Source organism: Streptomyces sp. NPDC086787, from assembly GCF_044745865.1.
GTDB lineage: Bacteria > Actinomycetota > Actinomycetes > Streptomycetales > Streptomycetaceae > Streptomyces.
This window is the reverse complement of the sequence record NZ_JBIVBC010000001.1, coordinates 1,068,255-1,092,242: the sequence shown is the minus strand read 5'-3', so window position 1 is coordinate 1,092,242 and position 23,988 is coordinate 1,068,255. Positions and strand designations below refer to the sequence as shown.

Here is a 23,988-nt window from a genome sequence, read left to right as displayed (position 1 = left end):
GTCCTTCAGGACACCGTCCGGATCACTGACCGCTGTCGACCAGCGGGGTCAGGACCTGGGCCTCGCGTGCCTCCGGTACGCGGGGCCGCTCCTGAAGGCCGAACGTGGTGAACGCCGTCCGCCGTGGCAGCGGGTAGGTCTCCTTGCCCGTCAGGGAGTTGAGGATGGTGGCGCTGCGCCAGGCGGCGAGCCCCAGGTCGGGGGCGCCGACGCCGTGGGTGTGCAGTTCGGCGTTCTGCACATACACCGAGCCGGTGACACACGGGTCGAGGACGAGGCGGTACGACTCGTCCACCCGTGGCCGTGCGCTGCTGTCGAGGCGCAGATACGGCTCCAGACCGGCGAGGATGCGGTCGAGCGGGCGTTCCCGGTAGCCGGTGGCGAGGACGACCGCGTCGGTGACGAGCCGGGAACGGGTCCCCTGCTGCTCGTGATCGAGGTGCAGCTCGACCTGGGTGGTGGCGACACGCCCCGCCGTGCGGACACGGACGCCGGGGGTGAGGACGGCGTCGGGCCAGCCGCCGTGCAGGCTGCGGCGGTAGAGCTCGTCGTGGATGGCGGAGATGGTTTCGGCGTCGATGCCCTTGTGGAGCTGCCACTGGGAGGTGACCAGTCCGTCGCGGACTTCTTCGCCGAGGGCGTGGAAATAGCGGGTGTAGTCGGGCGTGAAGTGCTCCAGGCCCAGCTTGGAGTACTCCATGGGCGCGAAGGCGGCGCTCCGGCCGATCCAGTGGAGCCGCTCGCGGCCGGACGGACGGTGGCGCAGCAGGTCCAGGAAGACCTCGGCACCGGACTGTCCCGAGCCGACCACGGTGACATGGCCCGCGGCGTGGAAGGCGTCGCGGTGCGCGAGGTAGTCGGCGGCGTGGATCACCGGCACGCCGGGGGCCTCGGCCAGGGGCCTGAGCGGTTCGGGGACGTGAGGGGCGGTGCCGACGCCGAGAACGACGTTGCGCGTGAGGGTGCGGCCCAGGGTCTCGGCCTTGCCCTCGGCGCCGAGCCCGGTGAAGTCGACCTCGAAGGCGTCGCGTTCCGGGTTCCAGCGGACGGAGTCGACCTGGTGGGAGAAGCGCAGGCCGGGGAGGTTCTCGGCGACCCAGCGGCAGTAGGAGTCGTACTCGGCGCGCTGGATGTGGAAGCGCTCGGCGAAGTAGAACGGGAACAGCCGGTCGCGGGACTTGAGGTAGTTGAGGAAGCTCCAGCGGCTGACCGGGTCGGCGAGGGTCACCAGGTCGGCGAGGAACGGCACCTGGACGGTGGCGCCGTCGATGAGCAGACCGGGGTGCCAGTCGAAGCCGGCGCGCTGCTCGTAGAAGACGGTGTCCAGTTCGGCGAGCGGGTGCGCGAGGGCGGCCAGGGAGAGATTGAACGGTCCGATACCGATGCCGACCAGGTCGCGGGGTGCGTCGGACTCGTGGGGCGGGGGGTTGGTCATCGCGGCGTGGTTCCTTCCACGAGTTTCAGGAGATCGGCCAGTTCGTGCGGCCGGATGTGCGGATTGAGGAGGGTGGCCTTGAGCCACAGGGACCCGTCGAGGCGGGCCCGGCCGAGGACGGCACGGCCCTCGTGCAGCAAGGTGCGCCGTACGTCGGCGACGGCCTCGTCGGTGGCCCCGGCCGGCCGGAACAGGACCGTGCTGATGACCGGCCGGTCGTACAGCTCGAAGCCGGGGTGGTCCTGGACGAGGGCGGCGAACTCCCGCGCCCGCGCACACACCTGGTCCACGAGGGCGCCGAGTCCCGCGCGGCCGAGCGTTCCGAGGGTGACCGCGATCTTGAGGATGTCGGGGCGGCGCGTGGTCCGCAGGGAGCGGCCGAGCAGGTCGGGGAATCCGGCCTCGGTGTCGTCGTCGGCGTTGAGGTAGTCGGCGTGCTGGCGCAGGACGGCCAGGTCGCGGGGGCGGGCCACCGCGAGGAGGCCCGCGGCGACCGGCTGCCAGCCGAGTTTGTGCAGGTCGAGTGTGACGGTGTGGGCGGCTTCCAGTCCGGCGAGCTTCTCGCGGTGCCGGTCGCTGAAGACGAGTCCGCCGCCGTACGCGGCGTCGATGTGCAGGCGCGCGCCGTGTGCCGCGCACAGTCCGGCGATCTCGGGCAGCGGGTCGATGAGTCCGGCGTCGGTGGTGCCGGCGGTGGCGGCGACCAGCAGCGGGCGGGGGAAGCGGGTGAGGACCTCGTCCAGGGCGGCGGGGTCGAGCGTGCCGTTGGGCGCGGGGACCACGACGGGATCGGGCAGGCCGAGGAGCCAGGCGGCACGGGGCAGTGAGTGGTGGGCGTTGGCGCCGCACACGAGCTGGACGCTGCTGCCGGACGCCTCGCGGGCGAGCAGCAGGGCGAGGAGGTTGGACTCGGTGCCGCCGCTGGTGACGAGCGCGTCCGCCAGACCGGTCTCCTGGGCGAGCCGCCGGGTGACGAGGCCTTCCAGGACGGAGGCGGCCGGGGCCTGGTCCCAGGAGTCGAGGGACGGGTTGAGGACGCTCGCGGCGAGGTCGGCGGCTGCGGCCACGGCGAGCGGCGGGCAGTGCAGATGGGCGGCGCACAGCGGGTCGGCGGGGTCGGCGGCGCCCGCGGCGAGAGCGTGCACGAGGGTGCGCAGGGCGTCGGGGTCCCCCTGGTCGGGCAGTACGTCCCCCAGGGCGGCGGTGACGGCCGCGGCGACGGCCTCCGGGCCGCCCGAGGGCAGCGGGCCGCCGCGCGCCCGCGCGCCCTCCCGCAGCGCGCCGAGCACGGTTTCGAGCAACGGCCGCAGGGCGTCGGGCCCCGCGGGTCCTGAGGCGAGGGGCGGCGGCATGCTCATGGGCTCTCCTCCGGGGCACGGGGCAGGGGAACATCCATGCGGGACTTCGGCGGAGTTCCACCATGTACGCCCATGAGGTCGGCGCGCCCGGAAAGCCTGCGATCAGAACCCGAAAGTGGGTACTCGCGTGCGGGGAAAACCTGTTGGGGCCGATGATGGGGCGGCGTGTCGTCCGGCGCGGCCCCGAGGACGGCGGGCACGTCCGCACCTGGCCGTACGGCCCTGAGCCCCCGAACCCCGGCGACCGCCCGTCGGCCAGGTCATGGCGGGCGGTCGCCGGGGACGGATGCCGGGTCGGCTCCTATGCCTCCCGTACCGCTTCCCGCACGCGCAGCGCGCGTGCCAGGTCGTCGAGTTCGTCGGCGAGGCGGCGGCGCAGGGCGGTGACCGGGGCGGCGTCGCGCAGACAGGCCTCGCCCAGGGCGAGGTTCTCCGCGTCCACGGCGTACGCCGGGAAGGCGTGGCGTCCGGCGGCGACGGCGATGGCGGGACCGCGCCGGGCGGCGACGGCGGGCACGTCCTCGTAGTAGCGGGCCACGTACTCCCGTACCAGTTCGGCCTGCTCGGGCTGCCAGAAGCCCTGGGCGGTCGCCGTGAACAGGTAGTTGGACAGGTCGTCCGTGGCGAACATCGCCTCCCAGGCGGCGCGCTTGGCCTCCGGGTCGGGCAGCGCGGCCCGGCAGCGGGCGGCGCCCTCCTGGCCGGCGGCGCTCGGGTCGCGCTGCAGCTCGGCGGCGATGGCGGCCTCGTCGGTGGCACCGAGGACGGCGAGTCGGCACAGGACGCGCCAGCGCAGCTCGGGGTCGAGCTCGGGTCCGCCGGGCACCGTGCCGTCGGCCAGCCAGGCGGCGATGGTGTGCGGGTGGGCGGCCACGTCGATGAAGTGGCGGACGGCGATCAGCCGCAGCCCGGGGTTGTCGCCGTCCTCGGTGCGGCGGATGAGGTCGCGGCACAGGGCGGAGAGGGTGGCCTGGGCGGCGGGCCGCTCGCCGGGCGGCAGGAAGCGGTTGGCGACCTGCCCGGCGGCGAAGGCCAGTACGCCCTGCACGAGGGCCAGGTCGGTCTCCCGGGGGAGGTGGGCGCGGGCGGTCTCCAGGTAGTCGGCGGGCGGGAGTTCGCCGTCGCGGACCGCGTCGCGCAGGGCGTTCCACACGACCGCGCGGGTGAGCGGCTCGGGCAGGCCGGACAGACCGGTGCGGACCGCCTCGAAGGACTCGGTGTCGAACCTGACCTTGGCGTAGGTCAGGTCGCCGTCGTTGAGGAGGATCAGCGCGGGCCGCTTGCCGATGAGCTGGGGCGCGGTCTGCGGGATGTCGAGGCCGATGCGCTCGCGCAGCACCAGCCCGCCCTCGCCGGTGACGTCGTGGTCGTACAGGCCGACGGTGATCCGGTGCGGGCGGCTGCCCTCGCGGCCGACGGTGAGCGCGCGCGTACCGTTGTCTCCGTCGGGAGTGACGTGCGGGGTGAGCGTGTCGACGCCGGTGGTGCGCAGCCAGGCGTCGGCCCAGGCGTGTACGTCGCGGTCGGTGGCGGCGGCCAGGGAGTCGATGAAGTCGGCGAGGGTGGCGTTGGCGAACCGGTGCCGGGCGAAGTGGATGTTGATGCCGGCGAGGAAGTCCTTCTCGCCGAGCCAGGCCACCAGCTGGCGCAGCGCGGAGGCGCCCTTGGCGTAGGAGATGCCGTCGAAGTTGAGCAGGGCGGCGGCCGTGTCGTCGACGGCGTCGGGGGCGACCGGGTGGGTTGAGGGACGCTGGTCGGCGTCGTAGCCCCAGGCCTTGCGCGCCACACCGAAGTCGACCCAGGTGTCGGTGAAGCGGGTCGCCTCGATGGTGGTCTGGTACCCCATGTACTCGGCGAACGACTCGTTCAGCCAGATGTCGTCCCACCACCTGAGGGTGACCAGGTCGCCGAACCACATGTGCGCCATCTCGTGGGCGATCACCATCGCGCGGGTCTGCCGCTCGGTGTCGGTGACGGCGGAGCGGTAGACGAACTCGTCGCGGAAGGTGACCAGGCCCGGGTTCTCCATGGCGCCCGCGTTGAACTCGGGGACGAAGGCCTGGTCGTAGGAGTCGAAGGGGTAGGGCTCCTCGAACTTCTCGTGGAACCGGTCGAAGCACGCGCGCGTGACGTCGAGGATCTCGTCGGCGTCGGCATCGAGGTACGGGGCGAGGGAGCGGCGGCAGTGGATGCCGAAGGGCAGGCCGCGGTGCTCGGTGCGCACGGAGTGCCAGGGGCCGGCGGCGACGGCGACGAGGTAGGTGGAGACGGGCGGGGTGGGGGCGGCCTGCCAGCGGCCGTCGCCGAGGTGCTCGGTGACGCCGTTGGCGAGGACGGTCCAGCCGTGGGGCGCGGTGACGGTCAGCTCGAAGACGGCCTTCAGGTCGGGCTGGTCGAAGGCGGCGAAGACGCGCTGCACGTCGCCGAGGAAGAGCTGGGTGTAGAGGTATGTCTCGCCGTCGCTGGGGTCGGTGAAGCGGTGCATGCCCTCCCCGGTGCGGGAGTAACTCATGACGGCGTCGACGCGCAGTTCGTGCTCGCCCGCGGTGAGGTTCCTCAGCGGCAGCCGGTCCTGGTCCAGGGTCTCCGGGTCGAGGGGCTGTCCGTCGAGGGTGACGGAGCGCAGCTCGGCGGGCTTGAGCTCGACGAACGTGTCCCCGGCCGACAGCGCGGTGAACCGGATCACGGCACGCGAGTCGAAGGTCTCGTCCCCGGTGGTGAGGTCGAGCTCGACCGTGTAGCGGTGGACGTCGAGGAGCTGTGCTCGGGTCTGCGCTTCGTCGCGCGTCAGTACGGACATGAACGCCATGCTGCCTGATGGCTCCGACGGCGCACAGAGGCGGATCGGTACGCGGCTTATGTCCGTTCCTGGCCGGACGCCTGGGGGTTGACGGTGTCCTCGGCGATGCGCTCGTGGTGTCTGATCACCTCGGCGATGATGAAGTTGAGGAACTTCTCGGCGAAGGCCGGGTCGAGCTTGGCGTTCTCGGCGAGGCTGCGGAGCCGGTCGATCTGCCGTCCCTCGCGGGCCGGGTCGGCGGGCGGCAGCTGGTGGACGGCCTTGAGGCGGCCGACCTGCTGGGTGCACTTGAACCGCTCGGCGAGCATGTGGACGACGGCCGCGTCGATGTTGTCGATGCTGTCGCGCAGCCGGTCGAGTTCGGCGCGGACGGCGGGGTCGACGTCGCCGGTGTGGGTGTTGCTGGTGGTCATGGGTGATCACCCTAGTGCCGCGGCAGCCGTGTGTGCCGGGCCCCGCGTCTGCGGCGTGATCCGAACGACGGGCCCCGGTCCCGCACTAGAGTGGGGTGGAGTCCAGGGCGTCTTATGGGGGTCGGGGCGTGGCGAACGGCGGACCGGTCGAGCACGGGTTCCCGCATCTGGAGACGGTGCGGACGGCTGTCACCGCGCTGTACCGGCGGCTGTCGTACGAGACCGTCCGGACCTTCTCGGCCAGCGTGGCCCCCGCCGACGTGGCCTTCTGCGACACCGACGACCTGCATCTGGGCGCGCAGCGGGTGGCCCGTGAGCTGGTACGGCACTTCCGGCTGCCGGACGCCCGTATGATCGTCGGCTTCCGTGAGATGACGCACGCGGCGAGCGTGGAACTGGCGGCGGGCCCGGAGTACTTCGTCGAACTGAACGACCGGTTCCGCACCCACCGCGAGGACATCGGCGCGGCGCTGGCCCACGAGGTGACGCATGTCTATCTGCACCGGCTGGACCTGTCGTTCCCCAGCACGGCGGAGAACGAGATCCTCACGGACACGGTGACGACGTATCTGGGCGCGGGCTGGCTCCTCCTGGACGCCTACCGCGAGGACGCGGTCTCGTCGCAGAAGCTGGGCTATCTCACACCGGAGGAGTTCGGCTACGTGCTGGCGAAGCGCTCCCTGGCCTTCGGCGAGGACCCGTCGGTGTGGTTCACCAGCCCGCAGGCGTACACCGCCTACGGCAAGGGCATGGCCCGCGCCCGCCGTGACGCGCAGCAGCCCCCGCTGACCGACGCCGGCTGGGCGGGCCGTCGCCGCTACGCCCACGACCGCCGCCACGCCGACCGGCCGCAGCCCGGCACCCCGTACGACTTCAGCCCCGACGCGACCGGCGGGCTGCGGGTCTCCTTCCCCTGCCCGACCTGCCTCCAGCGGATCCGGGTACCGGTGCGGGGGCGGGTCCGCGCGCGGTGCGGACTGTGCCGGACGGTGCTGGAGTGCGACACCTGACGACTCGTCCTCACGCGCCGTACACGCGCCCCGGCTCCTGGGCCTTGGCGAGGAGCTTCAGCGCCGTCTCCCCCGCCTCGGCCGGAGTCCACCGCGCGCCCTTGTCAGCGGTGGGGCCCGGGCGCCAGCCCTCCATGACGGTGATCCGCCCGGCCTCCGCCTCGAAGACCCGGCCGGTGACATCGGCGGCGGCAGAGCCCAGCCAGACCACGAGGGGTGACACGTTCTCCGGTGCCATGGCGTCGAAGCCGGCGGCGGGGGCGGCCATGGTGTCGGCGAAGACGTGTTCCGTCATGCGGGTACGGGCCGCGGGGGCGACGGCGTTGACGAGGACGCCGTAGCGGCGCAGCTCCGCGGCCGCGACCAGGGTCAGCCCGACGATCCCGGCCTTGGCTGCGCTGTAGTTGCCCTGTCCGACGGAGCCCAGCAGGCCCGCGCCGCTGCTGGTGTTGATGATCCGGGCCACCGGTGTCCGGCCGGCCCTGGTCTCGGCCCGCCAGTGCGCGGCGGCGTGTTTCAGGGGCAGGAAGTGGCCCTTGAGATGGACCCGGAGTACGGCGTCCCAGTCGTCCTCGTCGAGGTTGACGAGCATGCGGTCGCGCAGGAAGCCCGCGTTGTTGACGAGGGTGTCGAGCCGGCCGTAGGCCTCCAGGGCCGCCGCCACCAGGGACTCGGCCCCGGCGCCGGTCGCGATGTCGCCGCCGTGGACGATCGCCTCGCCGCCCGCCGCCCGGATCTCGTCGGCGACCCGTCCGGCCGGGCTGCCGTCGCCCGGTGACCCGTCCGGGCCGACGCCGAGGTCGTTGACGACGACCCGGGCGCCCTCGGCGGCGAACGCCAGCGCGTGCGCCCGTCCGAGGCCCCGTCCGGCGCCGGTGACGACGACGACCCGGTCCGCGCAGATTCCGCTCATCTCACTCCTTGTTGTCGGCAGTGGCCGCGTCCAGGAAGGCGGGGCGTTCGCCGCCGCCGTGGACGAGCAGGCTCGCCCCGCTGATGTAGGCGGCGGCGTCGGAGGCGAGGAACACGGCGGCGGCGCCGATGTCGGCCGGCAGGGCCAGCCGTCCGAGCGGAACGGTCCCGGAGACCGCCGCGACGCCGTCCTCGCCGCCGTAGTGGAGGTGGGACAGCTCGGTGCGCACCATGCCGGCCACGAGGGTGTTGACGCGAACGTCCGGCGCCCACTCCACCGCCATGGAGCGGGCCAGGTTCTCCAGCCCCGCCTTGGCCGCGCCGTAGGCGGCGGAACCCGGCGAGGGGCGTCCGCCGCTGACGCTGCCCACCATCACGACCGAGCCCCGAGTCCGTCTGAGGTGCTCGTAGGCGGCGAGGGAGGCGGTCAGCGGGGTGAGCAGGTTCAGCTCGATCACCCGCGCGTGCCGTTCGGCGTCCGCGTCGGCGAGCCGTCGGTAGGGGGTGCCGCCCGCGTTGTTGACGAGGACGTCGAGCCGCGGCAGTGCGTCGAAGAAGTCGCGTACGGCGGACCGGTCGCGCAGGTCGAGCGGGGCGAACCGCACGCCGTCCAGAAGGACTTCGGGCGGTCTGCGGGCGCAGACGACGACGTGGGCGCCGGTGTCGGCGAAGGCCTTCGCGATCCCGGCGCCGACGCCCCGGGTGCCGCCGGTGACGACGACGGTCCTGCCGGTCGGCGAGTTGTCCACAGGCCCTCCCGCTCGTCTTCGACGGCTGCTAGCTTCGAAGCCCCACACCTAACAAATGTTTGGTGGAAAGGCAGCTGAGTGCGAAGGTAGCTGATGCGTCCATGGGTGTCTCCACCTCGTCCCCGGAAAAGGGGATTTCGCTCGTCACGGTCGACTACCCGCCGGTGAACGCGGTGCCGGCGGCAGGCTGGTCCGCCCTGGCCGGGGCCGTGCGCTCGGCGGGCCGCGATCCCCGGGTGCGCTGCGTGGTGCTGACCGCGGCGGGCCGCGGCTTCAACGCGGGCGTGGACATCAAGGAGATACAGACCCGGGGGCAGGAGGCCCTGATCGGCGCCAACCGGGGCTGCGCGGAGGCCTTCGCGGCGGTGTACGAGTGCGAGACACCCGTGGTCGCGGCGGTGCACGGCTTCTGCCTGGGCGGCGGGATAGGCCTGGTGGGCAACGCGGACGCGATCGTGGCGAGCGAGGACGCCGTGTTCGGGCTGCCCGAGCTGGACCGGGGCGCGCTGGGGGCGGCCACGCATCTGGCCCGGCTGGTCCCGCAGCATCTGATGCGGGCGCTCTACTACACCTCGCGGACCGCGAGCGCGGCCGAGTTGCACGCGCACGGCTCGGTGTGGCGGGTGGTGCCGCGCGCGGAGCTGCGGGCGGCCGCGCTGGAGCTGGCGCGCGAGATCGCGGCCAAGGACGGAGAGCTGCTGCGCATGGCCAAGGCGGCCATCAACGGCATCGACCCGGTCGATGTGCGCCGCAGTTACCGCTTCGAGCAGGGCTTCACCTTCGAGGCCAACCTCAGTGGGCTGGCCGACCGGGTCAGGGACACGTTCGGAAAGGAGGACGCGTAGGTGGGCGACAAGACGATGACCGCCGACGAGGCGGTGTCCCGGCTGGCGAGCGGGATGACGGTCGGCATCGGTGGCTGGGGGTCCCGCCGCAAACCGATGGCACTGGTCAGAGCGCTGCTCCGGTCGGGTATCGGCGATCTGACGGTGGTGTCGTACGGCGGCCCGGACGTCGGCATGCTGGCGGCGGCCGGGCGGGTGCGCAAACTGGTGACGGCCTTCGTCACCCTCGACTCCATTCCGCTCGAACCGCACTACCGGGCGGCGCGCGAGCGCGGTGGCTTCGAGCTCATGGAGATCGACGAGGGCATGTTCATGTGGGGACTGCGCGCGGCCGCGCAGCGGCTGCCCTTCCTGCCGGTGCGGGCGGGGATCGGTTCGGACGTCATGCGGGTCAACCCCGGCCTGCGGACCGTCGACTCGCCGTACGAGGACGGGGAGACCTTCGTGGCGATGCCCGCCCTGCGGCTGGACGCGGCCCTGGTGCACGTCAACCGCGGGGACCGGCTGGGCAACGGGCAGTATCTGGGCCCGGACCCGTACTTCGACGACCTGTTCTGCGAGGCGGCGGACGCGGCCTACGTCTCGTGCGAACGGATCGTCGACACGGCCGAGCTGACCAAGGAGGCACCGCCCCAGACGCTGCTGCTGCGACGGCACACGGTGACGGGGGTGGTCGAGGCCCCGAACGGCGCGCACTTCACGTCCTGCGCCCCGGACTACGGCAGGGACGAGGACTTCCAGCGGGCGTACGCGTCCATGGCCTGGCCGGAGTTCGCCGAGCGGTTCCTCGGCGGCGACGAGGGGGTGTACCGGTCGGCGGTGCGCGACTGGCGGAGGGAGCGGGGATGACCGCACTGCGGAGCGACTACTGCGTGATCGCCTGTGCCGAGGCCTGGCGTGGGGCCGGTGAGATCCTGGCGAGCCCCATGGGTCCGATCCCCTCGCTGGGTGCCCGGCTGGCCCGGCTGACCTTCGCGCCGGACCTGCTGCTGACCGACGGGGAGGCGACCCTCGTGCGGCCGGACGGGACGCCGGAGGGCTGGCTGCCGTACCGCGAGCACCTGGCCCTGGTGACCGGCGGGCGGCGGCACGTAATGATGGGTGCGAGCCAGATCGACCGGTTCGGCAACCAGAACATCTCATGCGTCGGCGACTGGGAAAGACCCCGGCGGCAACTACTCGGCGTACGCGGCGCACCGCTGAACACGTTGAACAACCCGACGAGTTACTGGATCCCGAGACACTCCAGGCGGGTCTTCGTGGAGCAGGTCGACATGGTGTGCGGGGTGGGGTACGACCGTGCCGCCCGGCATCCGGGCACGGCCCGTCACCACCGCCTCGCGCGAGTCGTCTCCGATCTCGGCGTCCTCGACTTCGCCACACCCGACCGCACCATGCGGCTGGCGTCGCTGCACCCGGGGGTGAGCGTCGAGGAGGTGCGGGAGGCGACCGGGTTCGCGCTCACGGTCCCGGAGGAGGTGCCCCGCACCCGCGAGCCCACCACCGGGGAACTGCGCCTGATCCGCGAGGTGCTCGACCCCGGCGGCGCCCGGCTGCGCGAGGTGCCGGAGGGGGCGAGGGGCTGATGGAGACGGCGTTCACCCGGCTGGTCGGGGTCCGGCACCCGATCGTGCAGACCGGGATGGGCTGGGTGGCGGGCCCACGGCTGGTGTCGGCGGTGGCGAACGCGGGCGCGCTGGGCATCCTGGCGTCCGCGACCATGACACTGGACGAGCTGCGCGGGGCGATACACGAGGTCCGGTCCCGTACGGACGCGCCGTTCGGCGTGAACCTGCGGGCGGACGCGGGCGACGCCGGCGACCGGGTGCGGCTGATCATCGACGAGGGTGTTCGGGTGGCGTCGTTCGCGCTCGCCCCTTCCCCGGAGTTGATCGCCGGGCTCAAGGCGGCGGGGGTGGTGGTGATCCCGTCGGTCGGGGCGCGGCGGCACGCGGAGAAGGTCGCCGAGTGGGGCGCGGACGCGGTGATCGTGCAGGGCGGGGAGGGCGGCGGGCACACCGGTGAGGTGGCCACGAGCGTGCTGCTGCCGCAGGTGGTGGACGCGGTGCGCATACCCGTGGTGGCGGCGGGCGGCTTCTTCGACGGCCGGGGGTTGGTGGCGGCGCTGGCCTACGGGGCGGCGGGAGTGGCGATGGGCACGCGGTTCCTGCTCACCGCGGACTCGACGGTGCCGGACACGGTGAAGGCCAGGTATCTGGCGGCGACGGTCCGGGACGTCACGGTCACCCGGGCGGTGGACGGGCTGCCGCACCGGATGCTGCGTACCGACCTGGTGGATTCGCTGGAGCGGTCCGGGCGGGTCCGTGTACTGGCGCACGCGGTGCGCCGGGCGGCCGGGTTCCGGAGGCTGTCGGGGCTCACCTGGCGGCGGATGGTCCGGGACGGGCTGGCGATGAAGCACGGCAAGGAGCTGTCCTGGAGTCAGGTGCTGCTCGCCGCGAACACGCCGATGCTGCTGCGGGCCGCGATGGTGGAGGGCCGTACGGATCTGGGGGTGATGGCGTCCGGGCAGGTCGCCGGGGTGATCGAGGATCTGCCGTCGTGCGCGGAGCTGGTGGCGCGGATCATGGCCGAGGCCGGGGAAGTCGTCGGCGCGCTGCCGGGGGCGGGGGCTTCGGTGCGGGGATGACGGAGAAGGCCGTCCGGGCCGGCTCGGTCGAAGCTCACGGTGGACGGGCTGGAACCGGCCCCGGACGCGACGTTCCCGATCGCGGCACGGCGGTGGCGCGGTGACGTGAGGTGCCGCGCCGCACGGGACAGCGGGTGCCGCGGTCCCGGGACCGTGGCACTCGACGCGTTGCAGCGGCCGGTCGTGGACTCGGTCGGCGCGTGGGGGGCTCCAGGCCGCCGACCACTTGGGGGTTCGGCGTTGGCGAAAAAGCCTGCCCTGCGGGACGAGGCGCGGCACAGGGCGGTGGCGGCCGCCCGCCGCGAGGCCGAGGTGTGCACGCGAGATGTACACGGAGGCGGCGGGCGTGCCGCCGGGCTGCTCTCCCGGCCTCCTGACGCACGGCGCCCGGAGTCCGGCGGCCCGGGCGCCGGATGTCGGGTGTCGGGCGCCGGCGGGGTGTCAGATCCGTTCGATGATGGTCACGTTGGCCTGACCGCCGCCCTCGCACATGGTCTGGAGGCCGAACCGGCCGCCGGTGCGCTCCAGTTCGTGCAGCAGGGTGGTCATCAGCCGGACACCGGTCGCACCGAGGGGGTGGCCGAGGGCGATGGCGCCGCCGTTGACGTTGACCTTCTCGGGGTCGGCGCCGGTCTCCTTGAGCCAGGCGAGGACGACCGGGGCGAAGGCCTCGTTGATCTCGACGAGGTCGATGGCGTCGATGGTCAGGCCGGTCTTCTTCAGGGCGTGCGCGGTGGCCGGGATCGGCGCGGTGAGCATGCGGATGGGGTCCTCGCCGCGGACGGAGAGGTGGTGCACACGAGCGCGGGGTCGCAGACCGTGTTCGCGTACCGCCCGCTCGGAGGCGATCAGCATGGCGGCGGCGCCGTCCGAGACCTGCGAGGAGCAGGCCGCGGTGACGGTGCCGCCGTCGACGACCGGCTTCAGCGCGGCCATCTTCTCCAGTGAGGTGTCGCGGCGCGGGCCCTCGTCGGCCGTGACCCGGCCGAGGGCGACGGTCTCGCGGTCGAAGCGGCCTTCGTCGATCGCCCGGATCGCGCGCCGGTGCGAGCGCAGGGCGTACTCCTCCTGGTCCTGCCGGGTGATGCCCCACTTGGCGGCGATCATCTCGGCGCCGGCGAACTGGTTGACGGGCTTTCGGCCGTAGCGGGCCCGCCAGCCCTCGCTGCCGGCGAACGGCCCCTCGGTCAGTCCGAGCGGCTCGGCGGCCTGCCGGGTGGCGAAGGCGATGGGGATCTGCGACATGTTCTGCACCCCGCCGGCGACCACCAGGTCCTGGGTGCCGGAGAGCACACCCTGGGCGGCGAAGTGGACGGCCTGCTGCGAGGAGCCGCACTGCCGGTCGATGGTGACACCCGGCACCTCCTCGGGCAGCCCGGCCGCCAGCCAGCAGGTCCGGGCGATGTCGCCGGCCTGCGGCCCGACCGTGTCCAGGCAGCCGAAGACGACGTCCTCCACGGCGCCCGGGTCCACGCCCGCGCGGGCGACGAGTTCCTTGAGCACATGGGCGCCCAGGTCGGCCGGGTGGACCCCGCTCAGTCCGCCCCCGCGCCGCCCGACGGGCGTCCGCACCGCTTCGACCAGGTAGGCCTCGGTCATGACAACTCCCCTGAGAGAAAGGGTCGTTCAGGATGAATGGGTCATTCGCGTATGGCGATGCCGTCCAGCACCATCGAGAGGTACTGCCGGGCGATCTCCTCCGGGCTGTGCAGCCCGCCGGGCCGGTACCAGGACGCGGCGACCCACACCGTGTCGCGCACGAACCGGTAGGTGAGCCGGACGTCGAGGTCGTCGCGGAAGACACCGGCCGCGACTCCGCGTTCCAGGGTGGACAGCCAGGCCTTCTCGAACCTGAGCTGGGACTCGGCGAGGAAGGTGAACCGGTCCTGCGCGACCAGTTGCCTGCTCTCCTTCTGGTAGATGGCGACGGCGGCACGGTGCCGGTCGATCTCCCGGAACGACTCGGTGACGAGCGCCTCCAGCGTCTGACGGGGTCCCAGACCGGAGTCCAGGACGGTGTCGTAGCCGCCCCACAGCTCGTCGAGGAAGGTGCGCAGGATCTCCTCCAGCATCGACTCCTTGGAGTCGAAGTGGTAGTAGAGGCTGCCCGCGAGCATGCCGGCGTGGTCCGCGATCTTGCGGACGGTGGTGGCGTTGTAGCCCTGTTCGGCGAAGACCTCGGCGGCAGTGTCGAGGAGTTCACGGCGGCGGTCCTGGGCGGCGGTCACCTGGGGCTTCTTCTTGGTCGGCACGGGTCCATTGTCCTAGGCGCGCTGGCTGCTGACGCTGACGACTTCGCCGGTCAGGTAGGAGGAGTAGCCGGAGGCCAGGAAGACAATCACGTTGGCCACCTCCCACGGCTCCGCGTACCGGCCGAAGGCCTCGCGGGCGGTCAGTTCCGCCAGCAGTTCCGGGGTGGTCACGCTCGCCAGGTGCGGATGCATGGCGAGGCTCGGCGCAACCGCGTTCACCCGCACGCCGTACTCCGCCGCCTCGACGGCCGCGCACCGGGTCAGGGCCATCACCCCGGCCTTCGCCGCCGCGTAGTGCGCCTGACCGGCCTGGGCGCGCCAGCCGAGGACCGAGGCGTTGTTGACGATCACGCCCGCGCCGCTCTCCCGCATCGAGCGCAGGGCCGCGCGGGTGCAGCGGAAGGTGCCGTTCAGGGTCACGTCCAGGACCCGGGACCACTGCTCGTCGGTCATGTCGGCCAGGTCGGAGGTGCCGCCGAGTCCGGCGTTGTTGACGACCACGTCCAGTCGGCCATGCTCCCGTTCGGCGGTGGCGAACAGCGCCCGCACCTGGGACTCGTCGGTGACGTCACAGGGGGTCGCGGTCACTGCTCCCGGGAACTCCCGGGCCAGCCGGGTCTCGTGCTCCTTCAGCCTGCGCGGGTGCGCGTCGCTGATCAGCACGCGCGCGCCCTCCTCCAGGAAGCGGCGGGCCGTCGCCCCGCCGATGCCCGCTCCGGCCGCCGCGGTGATGACGGCGGTGCGCCCTTTCAGCAGCCCGTGTCCGGGGACGTACGCCGGACTCTCGACGCCTGTCATGGCCCCACGCTAACCTACCAAACACTTGTTAGGGAAGCTTCCGGGAACGCTCCGGGGAAGGAGGGCCGCCGTGGACCTCGCCCACACTCCGGCCGACGAGGAGTTCCGCGCCGAGGCCCGCTCCTGGCTCCGCGCCCATGTGCCCCGCACGCCACTGCCGTCCCTGGAGACCGGGGAAGGCTTCGCGGCGCACCGCGCCTGGGAGGCCGAACTGGCCGCGGACCGCTGGTCGGTGGTGTCCTGGCCCGAGGAGTACGGCGGCCGGGGCGCCGGGCTGATGCGCTGGCTGGTCTTCGAGGAGGAGTACTGGGCCGCGGGCGCGCCCGGCCGGGTCGGCCAGAACGGCGTCAGCCTGCTCGCCCCGACCCTCTTCGAGCACGGGGGCCGGGAGCAACGCGCGCGTGTGCTGCCGCCGATGGCCACGGGCGAGGTGGTCTGGGCACAGGCCTGGTCCGAACCGGGGGCGGGCTCCGACCTCGCCTCCCTGGCCTCGCGGGCGGTGCGCACGGACGGCGGCTGGCTGCTGAGCGGGCAGAAGACGTGGTCGTCGCGGGCCGCGTTCGCCGACCGCGCCTTCGGGCTGTTCCGCAGTGAACCCGGGGCGCCGAAGCCCCACCAGGGCCTCACCTACCTGATGTTCGACCTGCGGGCACCCGGCGTCACGGTCCGTCCGATCGGCCGCCTGGACGGGAAGCCCGCGTTCGCCGAGCTGTTCCTGGACGAGGTGTTCGTGCCGGACGAGGACGTGATCGGCGAGCCCGGCCAGGGCTGGCGGATCGCGATGTCGACGGCGGGCAACGAGCGCGGCCTCACCCTGCGCTCCCCCGGCCGCTACCTCGCCTCGGCCGCCCGGCTGGCGGAGCTGTGGCGGGCCAAGGGCAGCCCCGCGTCCGCGCGCGCCCGGGTGGCCGAAGCGGTGATCGGCGCCCGCGCCTACCAGTTGTTCACCTACGCGGCCGCCTCCCGGCTCCTGGACGGCGAGTCCCTCGGCGCCGAGTCCAGCCTGAACAAGGTCTTCTGGTCAGAGCTCGACCTCACGCTGCACGAGACGGCGCTCGACCTGCTCGGCGACGACGGCGAGTTCGCGGACTCCGGCTGGGCGGAGGGCTATGTCTTCGCCCTCGCGGGCCCCATCTACGCGGGCACGAACGAGATCCAGCGCGACATCATCGCCGAGCGCCTGCTCGGCCTGCCGAAGGGACGCCGCTGATGCGCTTCCTCCTCGACGCCGAGCAGCGCGCCTTCACCGGCTCGCTGCACGCGATGCTCACGGCCGCGGACACGCCGTCCGTGATCCGGGACTGGAGCCGCGGCGACCACGCGAGCGGCCGGGCGCTGTGGTCCCGTCTCGCGGAGGCGGGGGTGTTCGGACTGGCGGTGCCGGAGGCCTACGAGGGTCTGGGCCCGCGGCCGGTGGAACTCGCGGCCGCCTTCGTGGAACTGGGCCGGCACGCGGTCCCCGGCCCCCTGGTGGAGACGGTCGCCGCGGCCGCGCTGCTCACCGGGCCGGGCCCGGCCAAACGGTTCCTGCCCGCGCTCGCCGACGGCACGGCCATGGCGACGGTCGCCTCCGGCGGTGGGTACGCCCTGGACGGGGACGCGGCGACGGTCCACCTCGCGCTCGCCCCCGACGGCCTGTGGCTGTCCCCGGGCCCCGGCCCGGTGCGCCACTCCCTGGACCCCGCCCGCCGCCTCACCCTCCTCTCCCCCGGCGGTGAACTCCTCACGCCCGGCCCGCCCACGGACCACGCCCTGGCCTGGGCCCGCCTCGCCACGGCCGCCCAGGCACTCGGCGTGGGGCTCGCACTCCTCGACCGGACCGTCGCGTACGCCGGACAGCGCAGCCAGTTCGGCGTGCCCGTCGGTTCCTTCCAGGCGGTCAAGCACCGGCTGGCCGACGCGAAGACCGCCCTGGAGTTCGCGCGCCCCCTGCTCTTCGGCGCCGCCCTGACGATGGACCCGGCGGACGTGGCCGCCGCCAAGCTGACGGCGTGCGAGGCGGCGTACTCCACCGCCCGTACCGCGCTGCATCTGCACGGTGCGATCGGCTACACCGCCGAGTACGACCTGTCCCTGTGGTTGACCAGGGCGCGCGCGCTCCGCTCGGCCTGGGGCGGTCCTGACGAGTGTCGTGAGCGGGCCCTCGGCGGACAGGCCCGCTGACCCGGCCCGGGGCGGGTCAGCGGGCCCACTTCTCGCGCAGCACCTGCTCCGCCGGTTTGCCGTGCGGGGTGTATGCCAGGCGGGCCGGTGTCTCACCGCTGCCCGGCCAGTCGTCCCACATCCACCAGCACACGCCGGCCCACCAGGAGCGGCCCTCGAAGGAGTCGAGGAGCGCGCGGTAGGCGGCGGCCTGTTCGGCGGGGGCCGGGCGTTCGCTGACGGTCCAGGAGTACGGGGCGGTGGTGGAGCCGCTCTGGCTGACGTAGCCGGCCTCGGTGAAGAGGATCCGGCGGCCCTGACGCGCCGAGAACTCGGCGAGCTCCCGCCGGATCGGGGCCCAGGCGCGGTTCAGCACGGCGGGGTCGGCGCTGGGCTTACCGGTGAGCGGCCAGTAGGCGTCGATGCCGATCACGTCGAGGGCCTTCCAGAAGCGGATGTGCCGGTACTCGTCGTAGTTGGCGGCGTAGGTCAGCGGGCCGTCGTAGTGGTCGCGGACCGCCTTGATCACCTCGGTCCACGGCGCGGTGTCGCCGGAGACCCCGGCGAGTTCGGTGCCGACCGCCAGTTGCTCGGCGTCGGTGTCCGCGGCCAGGTCCGCGTAGTGGGTGATGAAACGGCGGTAGGCGGTGAACCAGGCGCCCCGGTCGCGGGGACGGATCCGCGCGCGGTCGAGGTCGCCCGGCAGGTCCACATGCGGCTTGATCATCACCTTGAGACCGGCGGCGTGGGCCCGCTCCACGATCCGGCGCAGGCTCGCGTCGTCGGCGGTCTCCTCCGTGGTGTGCGGGCCGGAGTCGGTGGCGCGGGCCTGGTACCAGGTCGGGGTGAGGGTCACCCAGCGCGCGCCGGTGGCCCGGATGTCGCGCAGATAGCGGGGCGCGTCCGGGCTGTCGTAGTCGTCGCGGTTCCACGAGGGCAGGGTCATGCCGCGCATGGTCGTCTCCGTGCCGGGAGTGCTGCCGGGGGCGGCCCCCTTGTCCGTGCCGGTGGACGTGCATCCGGCGACGGCGAGGAGGACCGCCGCCATGACGGCGACGGTCCTCCTCTTCGGGGCGTGCGCCGTCACAGGGCCGCCGGGCTGACGAAGGTGTAACCGAGGGCCTTGATGCCGTCGATCGTGTCCTTCAGGGGCTGGAGTTCGTAGTACGGGTGGTAGAAGAAGCTCGCCACACCATCACGTACGGCCAGGTTCGCCTTGGCCGAAGCGATCAGGTCGGCGGGCAGGCGGGCCGGGTGGTTGTTGGCCGCCTCCGGCTCGTAGTTGCCGATGTTCTCGGGCAGCACCTTGGTTCCGTACACGTCCTTGACGACGTACGGGAAGAACTGTCCGATGAACGTGTTCGGGGCCGCAGAAGCGCCACCCAGGGTGCCGGCGAAGTAGAGCGAACGTTCCAGCCGGGCGTTGAAGTTGGCGCTGAACACCTTGTAGTCGGCCGCGGAGCCCGCGTAGTGCGGGGTGGTCCACAGCGTCGGCTTCGGCAGGCCCGCCAGCGTGAACTGGAGCAGGGCGCTGGTCACCCGGGTCTGCGCCCACAGGGCGGAGTCCTCGGCGACCGGGCCGTCGTAGACGACATTGTCCGCGGTGTCCACGTGAGCACGGTAGAACTCGAAGTCGTCACCCGTCACGCCGTTGTAGGGGTTGGCGACGTTCTTGTACTGGTGGGTGTAGCCGTGGTCCATCAGGACCGCGCCGTGCGCCAGCATGTACTTGAGTGCGCTGACCACCTGCGGCTTCTGCGCGAGGGTGATCGTCTGCGCGGTCCCGTTGTTGTAGGTGCCGTTCGGGTCCGTGTAGACGGGGATCACGTTGATGCCGTACGGGATGTTCTGCGAGGCGAGGTAGTCGGCCATCGACCGCAGCTCGGTGGGATCCGAGTTGGGGCTGATGTCCTCCAGCCGCACCATCGCCCGGTGCCGTTCGGCCGTGGCCGGGGCGAGGGCGTCGAAGAGCAGGTCCTCGAAGGCGATGATCCGGTCGGCCTCGGAGACGTAGGCGAACGGGATCTCGCCGATGTAGGTGAGGTTGGACGACCGCACCGCCCAGCCGAAGGTGTGTCCGTTGGAGCTGTCCAGACCCTCGGCGACCCGGGTGACGGCGGGGTAGCCGGTGCCGGTCAGGACGTTGGGGCGCAGCACGCCGCCGTCCTGGCCTGCCGGGATGTTGCGGGTGAGGTCCTGGCCGCGGTACGACACCTTCGTGACGGTGCCGACCGAGCCGCCGTCCTCGTAGTACGAGGTCGTCGGGTCCCAGCCGTACTTCTGGGCGAACTGGGTCGCGCCGACCGCGCTGCCCATGTTCCAGATGTTGGCGCCCATCCAGATCACCGGCTTGGTGCCGGCCGCCACGTCGGTGTAGAACGCGGCCGGGATGGCGTCCGGGACGCTGCCGCCGTAGTAGGTGGAGCCGATGTAGATGACGGCCGAGTACGAGTTGAGCATGCCGGCGGTGTACTGCTGCACCGGCTTGGCGGTCACCGTGCCGAAGTGGCCGGAGAGGTTGGCCGCGGCCATCGCGTACAACTCGCCGAGCTGACCGTAGGGGCCCTGGTTGTCGTACAGGACCAGAGTGGTCGGGTTGGCCGCCGCCGCCGTGTCCGCGGAGGCGAGCAGGGCGGTCGCCTGCCGGGTCACCGCGGTCGCGGTGCCGACGACGGACCCGAGGGCACCGGTGATGGGCTTCTTCTTGGCACGCCGGGCCTTGTCCGCCGCGAGCTGGGCCTTCGCCCAGCCGGCCAGGTCGATCTTGCTCAGTCCCGACCTGGGTCCATGGGCCTCACCATGGTGGCGGCGCGCTCCGGGTCCCCCCACGGCCTGCGCGTTGGTGGCCAGGAATGTGCCGCTCAGCAGAGCGACCACGACCAGTAGAACAACTGAAATTCGATTGCGTGCCCGATTCCAGGCTGGAGTCGCACGTCTCACGATAACTTCCCCCCTCTTTGCCAAATGATTGACGAAACATTTGGCGACAGGAAGGCACCGATTCTTCTGATCACCAGGTCGGCTGTCAAACGCACTCCGCGCTCATCGGAAGGTCTGCTAAGTTCACCACCGCGCGTTGGGGACGCGCACCGAATATGGGGGGACAATGTACGGACGACCCGCCCTGGGGGCACTGTTGCCTCTCGCAGGAGCGATGGCCGCACCGAAAGCCATTCCCGGCCTACCGCTGGCCAAAGCGCTACAGGCAACCGCGGGAGCCGGATTCCTGTTCTATTGCCTGACGGCCGCTCTGATACTGCTCGCCCGGGTACCGCTGCGACGGCAGCGGAACAGGGTGCGGGCCCATACCGGGGGCACTCGTGATTATTGAGTCGCTCCTGTGGTCCAGCATGGTCCTGATCGTCATGGCCGGCTGCTACAACACAAGCCTTTTCCTTCTCTCGCGACGCAGAATTCGCCGCTCCCGGACCGACCGGAGAGAACGGTTCTACGTTTTTCTGCTCGCGTGCCTCAACGAGGAGAAAGTGCTTTCCGAAAGTCTGGCGCGCATCACTTCGCTGCCCGCCGACAATTTCATGGCACTCGTGATCGACGACGGCTCGGACGACCGCACCAGCGAGATCGCACTGGCCGCGGAGCCGGGCCTCGTCCGGCTGCACCGGCGCAATCCGCCGAACGCGCGCCGGGGCAAGGGCGCCGCGCTCAACGACGGGGTGCGGTACCTGCGGGAGTCGGGCCTGCTCGCCGGACGCGATCCGGCGGACGTGGTCCTTTGCGTGGTCGACGCGGACGGGCGGCTCGATCCGCACATCATGCAGTCCGTCGACCCGTACTTCGACGACCCGGGCACGGGCGCGGTTCAGGTCTGCGTCCGTATGTACAACCGGGACCTCGGGCTGCTCGCCCGGATGCAGGACATGGAGTTCGTCGTGTACGGCGACGTCTTCCAGAGCGCCCGGCGCTTCATCGGCAGCGTGGGCATGGGCGGCAACGGCCAGTTCATGCGGCTGGCGGCGCTCGACACGCTGGACGGCGACGGCCCCTGGAGCGACAGTCTCACCGAGGATCTCGACCTCGGGGTGCGGCTGATCGCCAAGGGCTGGACCAACATGCACTGCACCACCGCCGCGGTCTCCCAGCAGGCCGTGCTCAGCCTGCGGCGCCTGGTCCGGCAGCGATCCCGCTGGTTCCAGGGGCACCTCCAGTCCGCGGGGCTCGTGCCGCTCATCCTGCGGGACGTGCCCACCCGCCCGGCGCTGGACATGCTCTACCACCTGTCCAGCCCGGTACTGATCCTGCTCACCTCGCTGCTGCCCATCTCCTTCCTGGCGGCCCTCGGCGCCACGGTCGTGGCGTCCCTTCAGGTGGGACACACGCTCGTGTCGCCCATGTGGCTGTTCGGGCCGTACGTGCTGTCGTTCACGGCGGCCTACACCTACGGCTTCGTGTACTTCAAGCGTGAGCGGCAGCTCGGGCTGACGCGCTGTGTGCTGCTCGCCCACGCCTTCGTCTTCTACGGCTACATCTGGTTCGCCGCCGGCTGGTGGGGGTTCTGGCGGATGCTCACCGGCAAACGGACCTGGCTGAAGACCGCGCGCACCTGAGCGCACCTCATCTCTCTTCTCTCAGCTTCTCTCCGCTTCTCTCAGCGTCTCTTCTTCTCTCATCTCACCGCACGTCCCGCGCGGCCCCGTGACGGTCGCGCATGCCCTAGGGGGGCTTTCCATGTCCACACCCACGTCAACCGTGCCCGTACGCGCCATGCTCGTGCTCGGCACCCGGCCGGAGGCGATCAAACTCGCCCCGGTGGCGCGGGCGATGGCCGACAGCGAGCAGTTCGAGCCGATCGTCGTGACCACCGGCCAGCACCGCGAGATGCTGGACCAGATGCTCGGACTTCTCTGTGTCGACGTACGCGTCTCACTCGACGTGATGCGCACCAGGCAGCAGTTGTCCGAGCTGACCGCCCGACTGGTCGACCGGCTGGGCGAGGTGATGCGCGAGCAGCGGCCGGACCTGGTGGTGGTGCAGGGGGACACCACCACCGCGCTGGCCGGTGCCCTGGCGGCCTTCTACGAGAAGGTGCCGGTCGCACATGTCGAGGCGGGCCTGCGCACCGGCGTCATCGACAACCCCTTCCCCGAGGAGCTGAACCGCAGCCTCATCGGCCGTATCGCCCGCTGGCACTTCGCCCCGACCTCGCGCGCCGCACGGCATCTGACCGACGAGGGGGTCCCGGCGGAGCAGGTCTTCACCACCGGCAACACGGTGATCGACAATCTGCTGTGGGTGCTGGCGGAGGGCACCGGCACCTCCGCGTTCCGCACCGCCGGGCGCCGCGTCCTGGTCACCCTGCACCGCAGGGAGAACCAGGGCGAGCGGATGCGCGGCATGGGCCGGGCACTCACCCGGCTCGCCCGGCGCGGGGACGTGGAGATCGTGCTGCCGCTGCACAAGAGTCCCGCCGTACGGGACGCGCTGCTGCCCGAACTCGACGGCCAGGCCGGAATCTCGATCGTGGAACCGCTGGACTACCTGGACTTCGCCGCGACGCTCGCCGAGTGCGATCTGGTGCTCACCGACTCAGGCGGCATCCAGGAGGAGGCGCCGAGCCTGAGCAAGCCCGCGCTGGTACTGCGCACGACCACCGAGCGCCCGGAGGCGGTCGAGGCCGGCGCCGCGCGGCTGATCGGCACGGATCCGGACACCATCGTGACCTGGGCCGGGAAGCTGCTGGACGATCCGGAGGAGTACCGGCGGATGGCGGACGCCGGCAACCCGTTCGGCGACGGGCTGGCCGCCGCCCGCGTACTGGCCCAGCTGGCCGAGGACTTCGCCGCCGAAGTACCCGTCGGCCTCACCGCTTCCGGGCCATACTCGGCGGCATGACTCCCTCACCCCTGCGCCCCGCCCGCCGGATCCCGCCGGTCCCGGCCGGGCGCAGGGGCCGTCTGCTCACCTCGCTGGCGCTGACGCTCGCGCTGGCCGCGCTGCTGTCGGTCGCGATCAGCCAGTGCCGCAGTGCCGCGCCGGCACCCGAGCCCTGGATCGACGGCACGACCCACGGCCGCTGGCTCTCGGTGTTCAACGGCCACGGCACCAACGTGGGCGACGACGGCTCCCTGTGGCTCTCCCCCCGGCCCGCCGAGGACCCGGGGAGCACCCACGCGGGCCTGGTGGTGAGCACCGCCTCCTACACGGATGTGCGGTACGAGGCACGGATGCGGACGGAGAAGCAGCTGCGTGATCCCGACCCGAACCCCTGGGAAGTGCCGTGGCTGGTCTGGGCGTACACCGACCCGGAGCACTTCTACTACATCACCCTCAAGCCCAACGGATGGGAGCTGGGCAAACGGGACCCCGCCTATCCCGGGGGCCAGCGGTTCCTGGCGACGGGGCCGGCGCCGTACCCGGTCGGCGACTGGTACCCGGTGCGGGTGGAGCAGAACGGCGCCGTCCTCGACGTCGAGACGGGCGGGAAACATCTGGTGACCTTCACCGACACCGAACGCCCCTACAACGAGGGCAGGGTGGGGGCGTACACCGAGGACGCGACCGTGCGGTTCGAGGGGCTGACGGCACGTTCGGGATGACAAAGGGGTGGCAAGGGGCGACAAAGGGCGATGGCGCCTGCCCAGTCCGGTCGGGGACTGCGGGCAGGCG

Annotated in this window: 21 protein-coding genes; 10 read left to right on the top strand and 11 right to left on the bottom strand. The window is 72.1% G+C overall.

All coding sequences use genetic code 11. The features are described from left to right. Positions 1-22 precede the first annotated feature (22 nt). From ACIPK3_RS05065 to ACIPK3_RS05050, 4 genes are all read right to left on the bottom strand, one after another. Complete coding sequence (locus tag ACIPK3_RS05065; RefSeq protein WP_402566624.1) at positions 23-1,435, bottom strand: lysine N(6)-hydroxylase/L-ornithine N(5)-oxygenase family protein; 1,413 nt, start codon at positions 1,433-1,435, stop codon at positions 23-25. Next, on the bottom strand, positions 1,432-2,793 hold the full coding sequence (locus ACIPK3_RS05060) for a pyridoxal phosphate-dependent decarboxylase family protein (protein ID WP_402566623.1): 1,362 nt from the start codon (positions 2,791-2,793) through the stop codon (positions 1,432-1,434). Before ACIPK3_RS05060 ends, ACIPK3_RS05065 begins: the two co-directional genes overlap by 4 nt. A gap of 301 nt (positions 2,794-3,094) precedes the next feature. Beyond that, positions 3,095-5,593, bottom strand: coding sequence for an aminopeptidase N (pepN, locus tag ACIPK3_RS05055; protein WP_402566622.1), 2,499 nt, complete (start codon positions 5,591-5,593; stop codon positions 3,095-3,097). Positions 5,594-5,649: 56 nt separating this feature from the next. Beyond that, on the bottom strand, positions 5,650-6,006 hold the full coding sequence (locus ACIPK3_RS05050; RefSeq protein ID WP_402566621.1) for a chorismate mutase: 357 nt from the start codon (positions 6,004-6,006) through the stop codon (positions 5,650-5,652). Positions 6,007-6,134: 128 nt separating this feature from the next. Between ACIPK3_RS05050 and ACIPK3_RS05045 the strand changes: the two genes are divergently transcribed. Next, positions 6,135-7,016, top strand: a complete 882-nt coding sequence (locus ACIPK3_RS05045) for a hypothetical protein (protein ID WP_402566620.1) — start codon at positions 6,135-6,137, stop codon at positions 7,014-7,016. Positions 7,017-7,026: 10 nt separating this feature from the next. Here ACIPK3_RS05045 and ACIPK3_RS05040 read toward each other — a convergent pair whose 3' ends face one another. Both ACIPK3_RS05040 and ACIPK3_RS05035 read right to left on the bottom strand, forming a co-directional pair. Further along, positions 7,027-7,929, bottom strand: coding sequence for an SDR family oxidoreductase (locus ACIPK3_RS05040; RefSeq protein WP_402566619.1), 903 nt, complete (start codon positions 7,927-7,929; stop codon positions 7,027-7,029). A 1-nt stretch (position 7,930) separates the two neighbouring features. After that, positions 7,931-8,677, bottom strand: coding sequence for an SDR family oxidoreductase (locus ACIPK3_RS05035; RefSeq protein ID WP_402566618.1), 747 nt, complete (start codon positions 8,675-8,677; stop codon positions 7,931-7,933). A 101-nt stretch (positions 8,678-8,778) separates the two neighbouring features. On the opposite strand from ACIPK3_RS05035, the gene ACIPK3_RS05030 reads away from it, so the two are divergent. The 4 genes from ACIPK3_RS05030 to ACIPK3_RS05015 are packed head-to-tail and all read left to right on the top strand — an operon-like array spanning position 8,779 to position 12,172. Continuing rightward, a complete protein-coding gene (locus ACIPK3_RS05030; protein WP_402566617.1) occupies positions 8,779-9,522 on the top strand; it encodes an enoyl-CoA hydratase family protein in 744 nt (247 codons plus the stop codon). Next, the gene (locus ACIPK3_RS05025) at positions 9,523-10,371 is read left to right on the top strand and encodes a CoA transferase subunit A (RefSeq protein WP_402566616.1); all 849 of its coding nucleotides are present in this window, start codon (positions 9,523-9,525) and stop codon (positions 10,369-10,371) included. It abuts the gene before it with no gap. After that, positions 10,368-11,108, top strand: a complete 741-nt coding sequence (locus ACIPK3_RS05020) for a CoA-transferase subunit beta (protein ID WP_402566615.1) — start codon at positions 10,368-10,370, stop codon at positions 11,106-11,108. Before ACIPK3_RS05025 ends, ACIPK3_RS05020 begins: the two co-directional genes overlap by 4 nt. After that, on the top strand, positions 11,108-12,172 hold the full coding sequence (locus ACIPK3_RS05015) for an NAD(P)H-dependent flavin oxidoreductase (RefSeq protein ID WP_402566614.1): 1,065 nt from the start codon (positions 11,108-11,110) through the stop codon (positions 12,170-12,172). Before ACIPK3_RS05020 ends, ACIPK3_RS05015 begins: the two co-directional genes overlap by 1 nt. Positions 12,173-12,613: 441 nt before the next feature. Here ACIPK3_RS05015 and ACIPK3_RS05010 read toward each other — a convergent pair whose 3' ends face one another. The 3 genes from ACIPK3_RS05010 to ACIPK3_RS05000 are packed head-to-tail and all read right to left on the bottom strand — an operon-like array spanning position 12,614 to position 15,222. Next, entirely contained in the window at positions 12,614-13,771 is a 1,158-nt protein-coding gene (locus ACIPK3_RS05010) for an acetyl-CoA C-acetyltransferase (RefSeq protein WP_402566613.1), read from the bottom strand. 41 nt (positions 13,772-13,812) lie between these two features. Beyond that, entirely contained in the window at positions 13,813-14,424 is a 612-nt protein-coding gene (locus ACIPK3_RS05005) for a TetR/AcrR family transcriptional regulator (protein WP_402566612.1), read from the bottom strand. Positions 14,425-14,436: 12 nt separating this feature from the next. Next, positions 14,437-15,222 carry an SDR family oxidoreductase gene (locus ACIPK3_RS05000; protein ID WP_402566611.1) on the bottom strand — a complete coding sequence of 262 codons (786 nt, stop codon included), beginning with the start codon at positions 15,220-15,222 and terminating at the stop codon, positions 14,437-14,439. Positions 15,223-15,292: 70 nt separating this feature from the next. Between ACIPK3_RS05000 and ACIPK3_RS04995 the strand changes: the two genes are divergently transcribed. Together ACIPK3_RS04995 and ACIPK3_RS04990 are read left to right on the top strand one after the other, a co-directional pair. Next, complete coding sequence (locus tag ACIPK3_RS04995; RefSeq protein WP_402566610.1) at positions 15,293-16,432, top strand: acyl-CoA dehydrogenase family protein; 1,140 nt, start codon at positions 15,293-15,295, stop codon at positions 16,430-16,432. Then, a complete protein-coding gene (locus tag ACIPK3_RS04990; protein WP_402566609.1) occupies positions 16,432-17,385 on the top strand; it encodes an acyl-CoA dehydrogenase family protein in 954 nt (317 codons plus the stop codon). The genes ACIPK3_RS04995 and ACIPK3_RS04990 overlap by 1 nt, the downstream gene beginning before the upstream one ends. 16 nt (positions 17,386-17,401) lie before the next feature. Here the strand turns inward: ACIPK3_RS04990 and ACIPK3_RS04985 are convergent, their stop codons facing one another. Further along, complete coding sequence (locus ACIPK3_RS04985) at positions 17,402-18,412, bottom strand: glycoside hydrolase family 113 (RefSeq protein ID WP_402566608.1); 1,011 nt, start codon at positions 18,410-18,412, stop codon at positions 17,402-17,404. Between the two features lie 35 nt (positions 18,413-18,447). Then, the gene (locus ACIPK3_RS04980) at positions 18,448-20,241 is read right to left on the bottom strand and encodes a DUF2334 domain-containing protein (RefSeq protein ID WP_402566607.1); all 1,794 of its coding nucleotides are present in this window, start codon (positions 20,239-20,241) and stop codon (positions 18,448-18,450) included. Positions 20,242-20,714: 473 nt separating this feature from the next. On the opposite strand from ACIPK3_RS04980, the gene ACIPK3_RS04975 reads away from it, so the two are divergent. The 3 genes from ACIPK3_RS04975 to ACIPK3_RS04965 all read left to right on the top strand — a co-directional run bounded on the left by ACIPK3_RS04975 (position 20,715) and on the right by ACIPK3_RS04965 (position 23,918). Next, a complete protein-coding gene (locus ACIPK3_RS04975; RefSeq protein WP_402566860.1) occupies positions 20,715-21,929 on the top strand; it encodes a glycosyltransferase in 1,215 nt (404 codons plus the stop codon). Positions 21,930-22,050: 121 nt separating this feature from the next. Beyond that, positions 22,051-23,214, top strand: coding sequence for a non-hydrolyzing UDP-N-acetylglucosamine 2-epimerase (gene wecB / locus ACIPK3_RS04970; protein WP_402566606.1), 1,164 nt, complete (start codon positions 22,051-22,053; stop codon positions 23,212-23,214). Beyond that, positions 23,211-23,918, top strand: a complete 708-nt coding sequence (locus tag ACIPK3_RS04965; RefSeq protein WP_402566605.1) for a calcium-binding protein — start codon at positions 23,211-23,213, stop codon at positions 23,916-23,918. Before wecB ends, ACIPK3_RS04965 begins: the two co-directional genes overlap by 4 nt. Positions 23,919-23,988 lie beyond the last annotated feature (70 nt).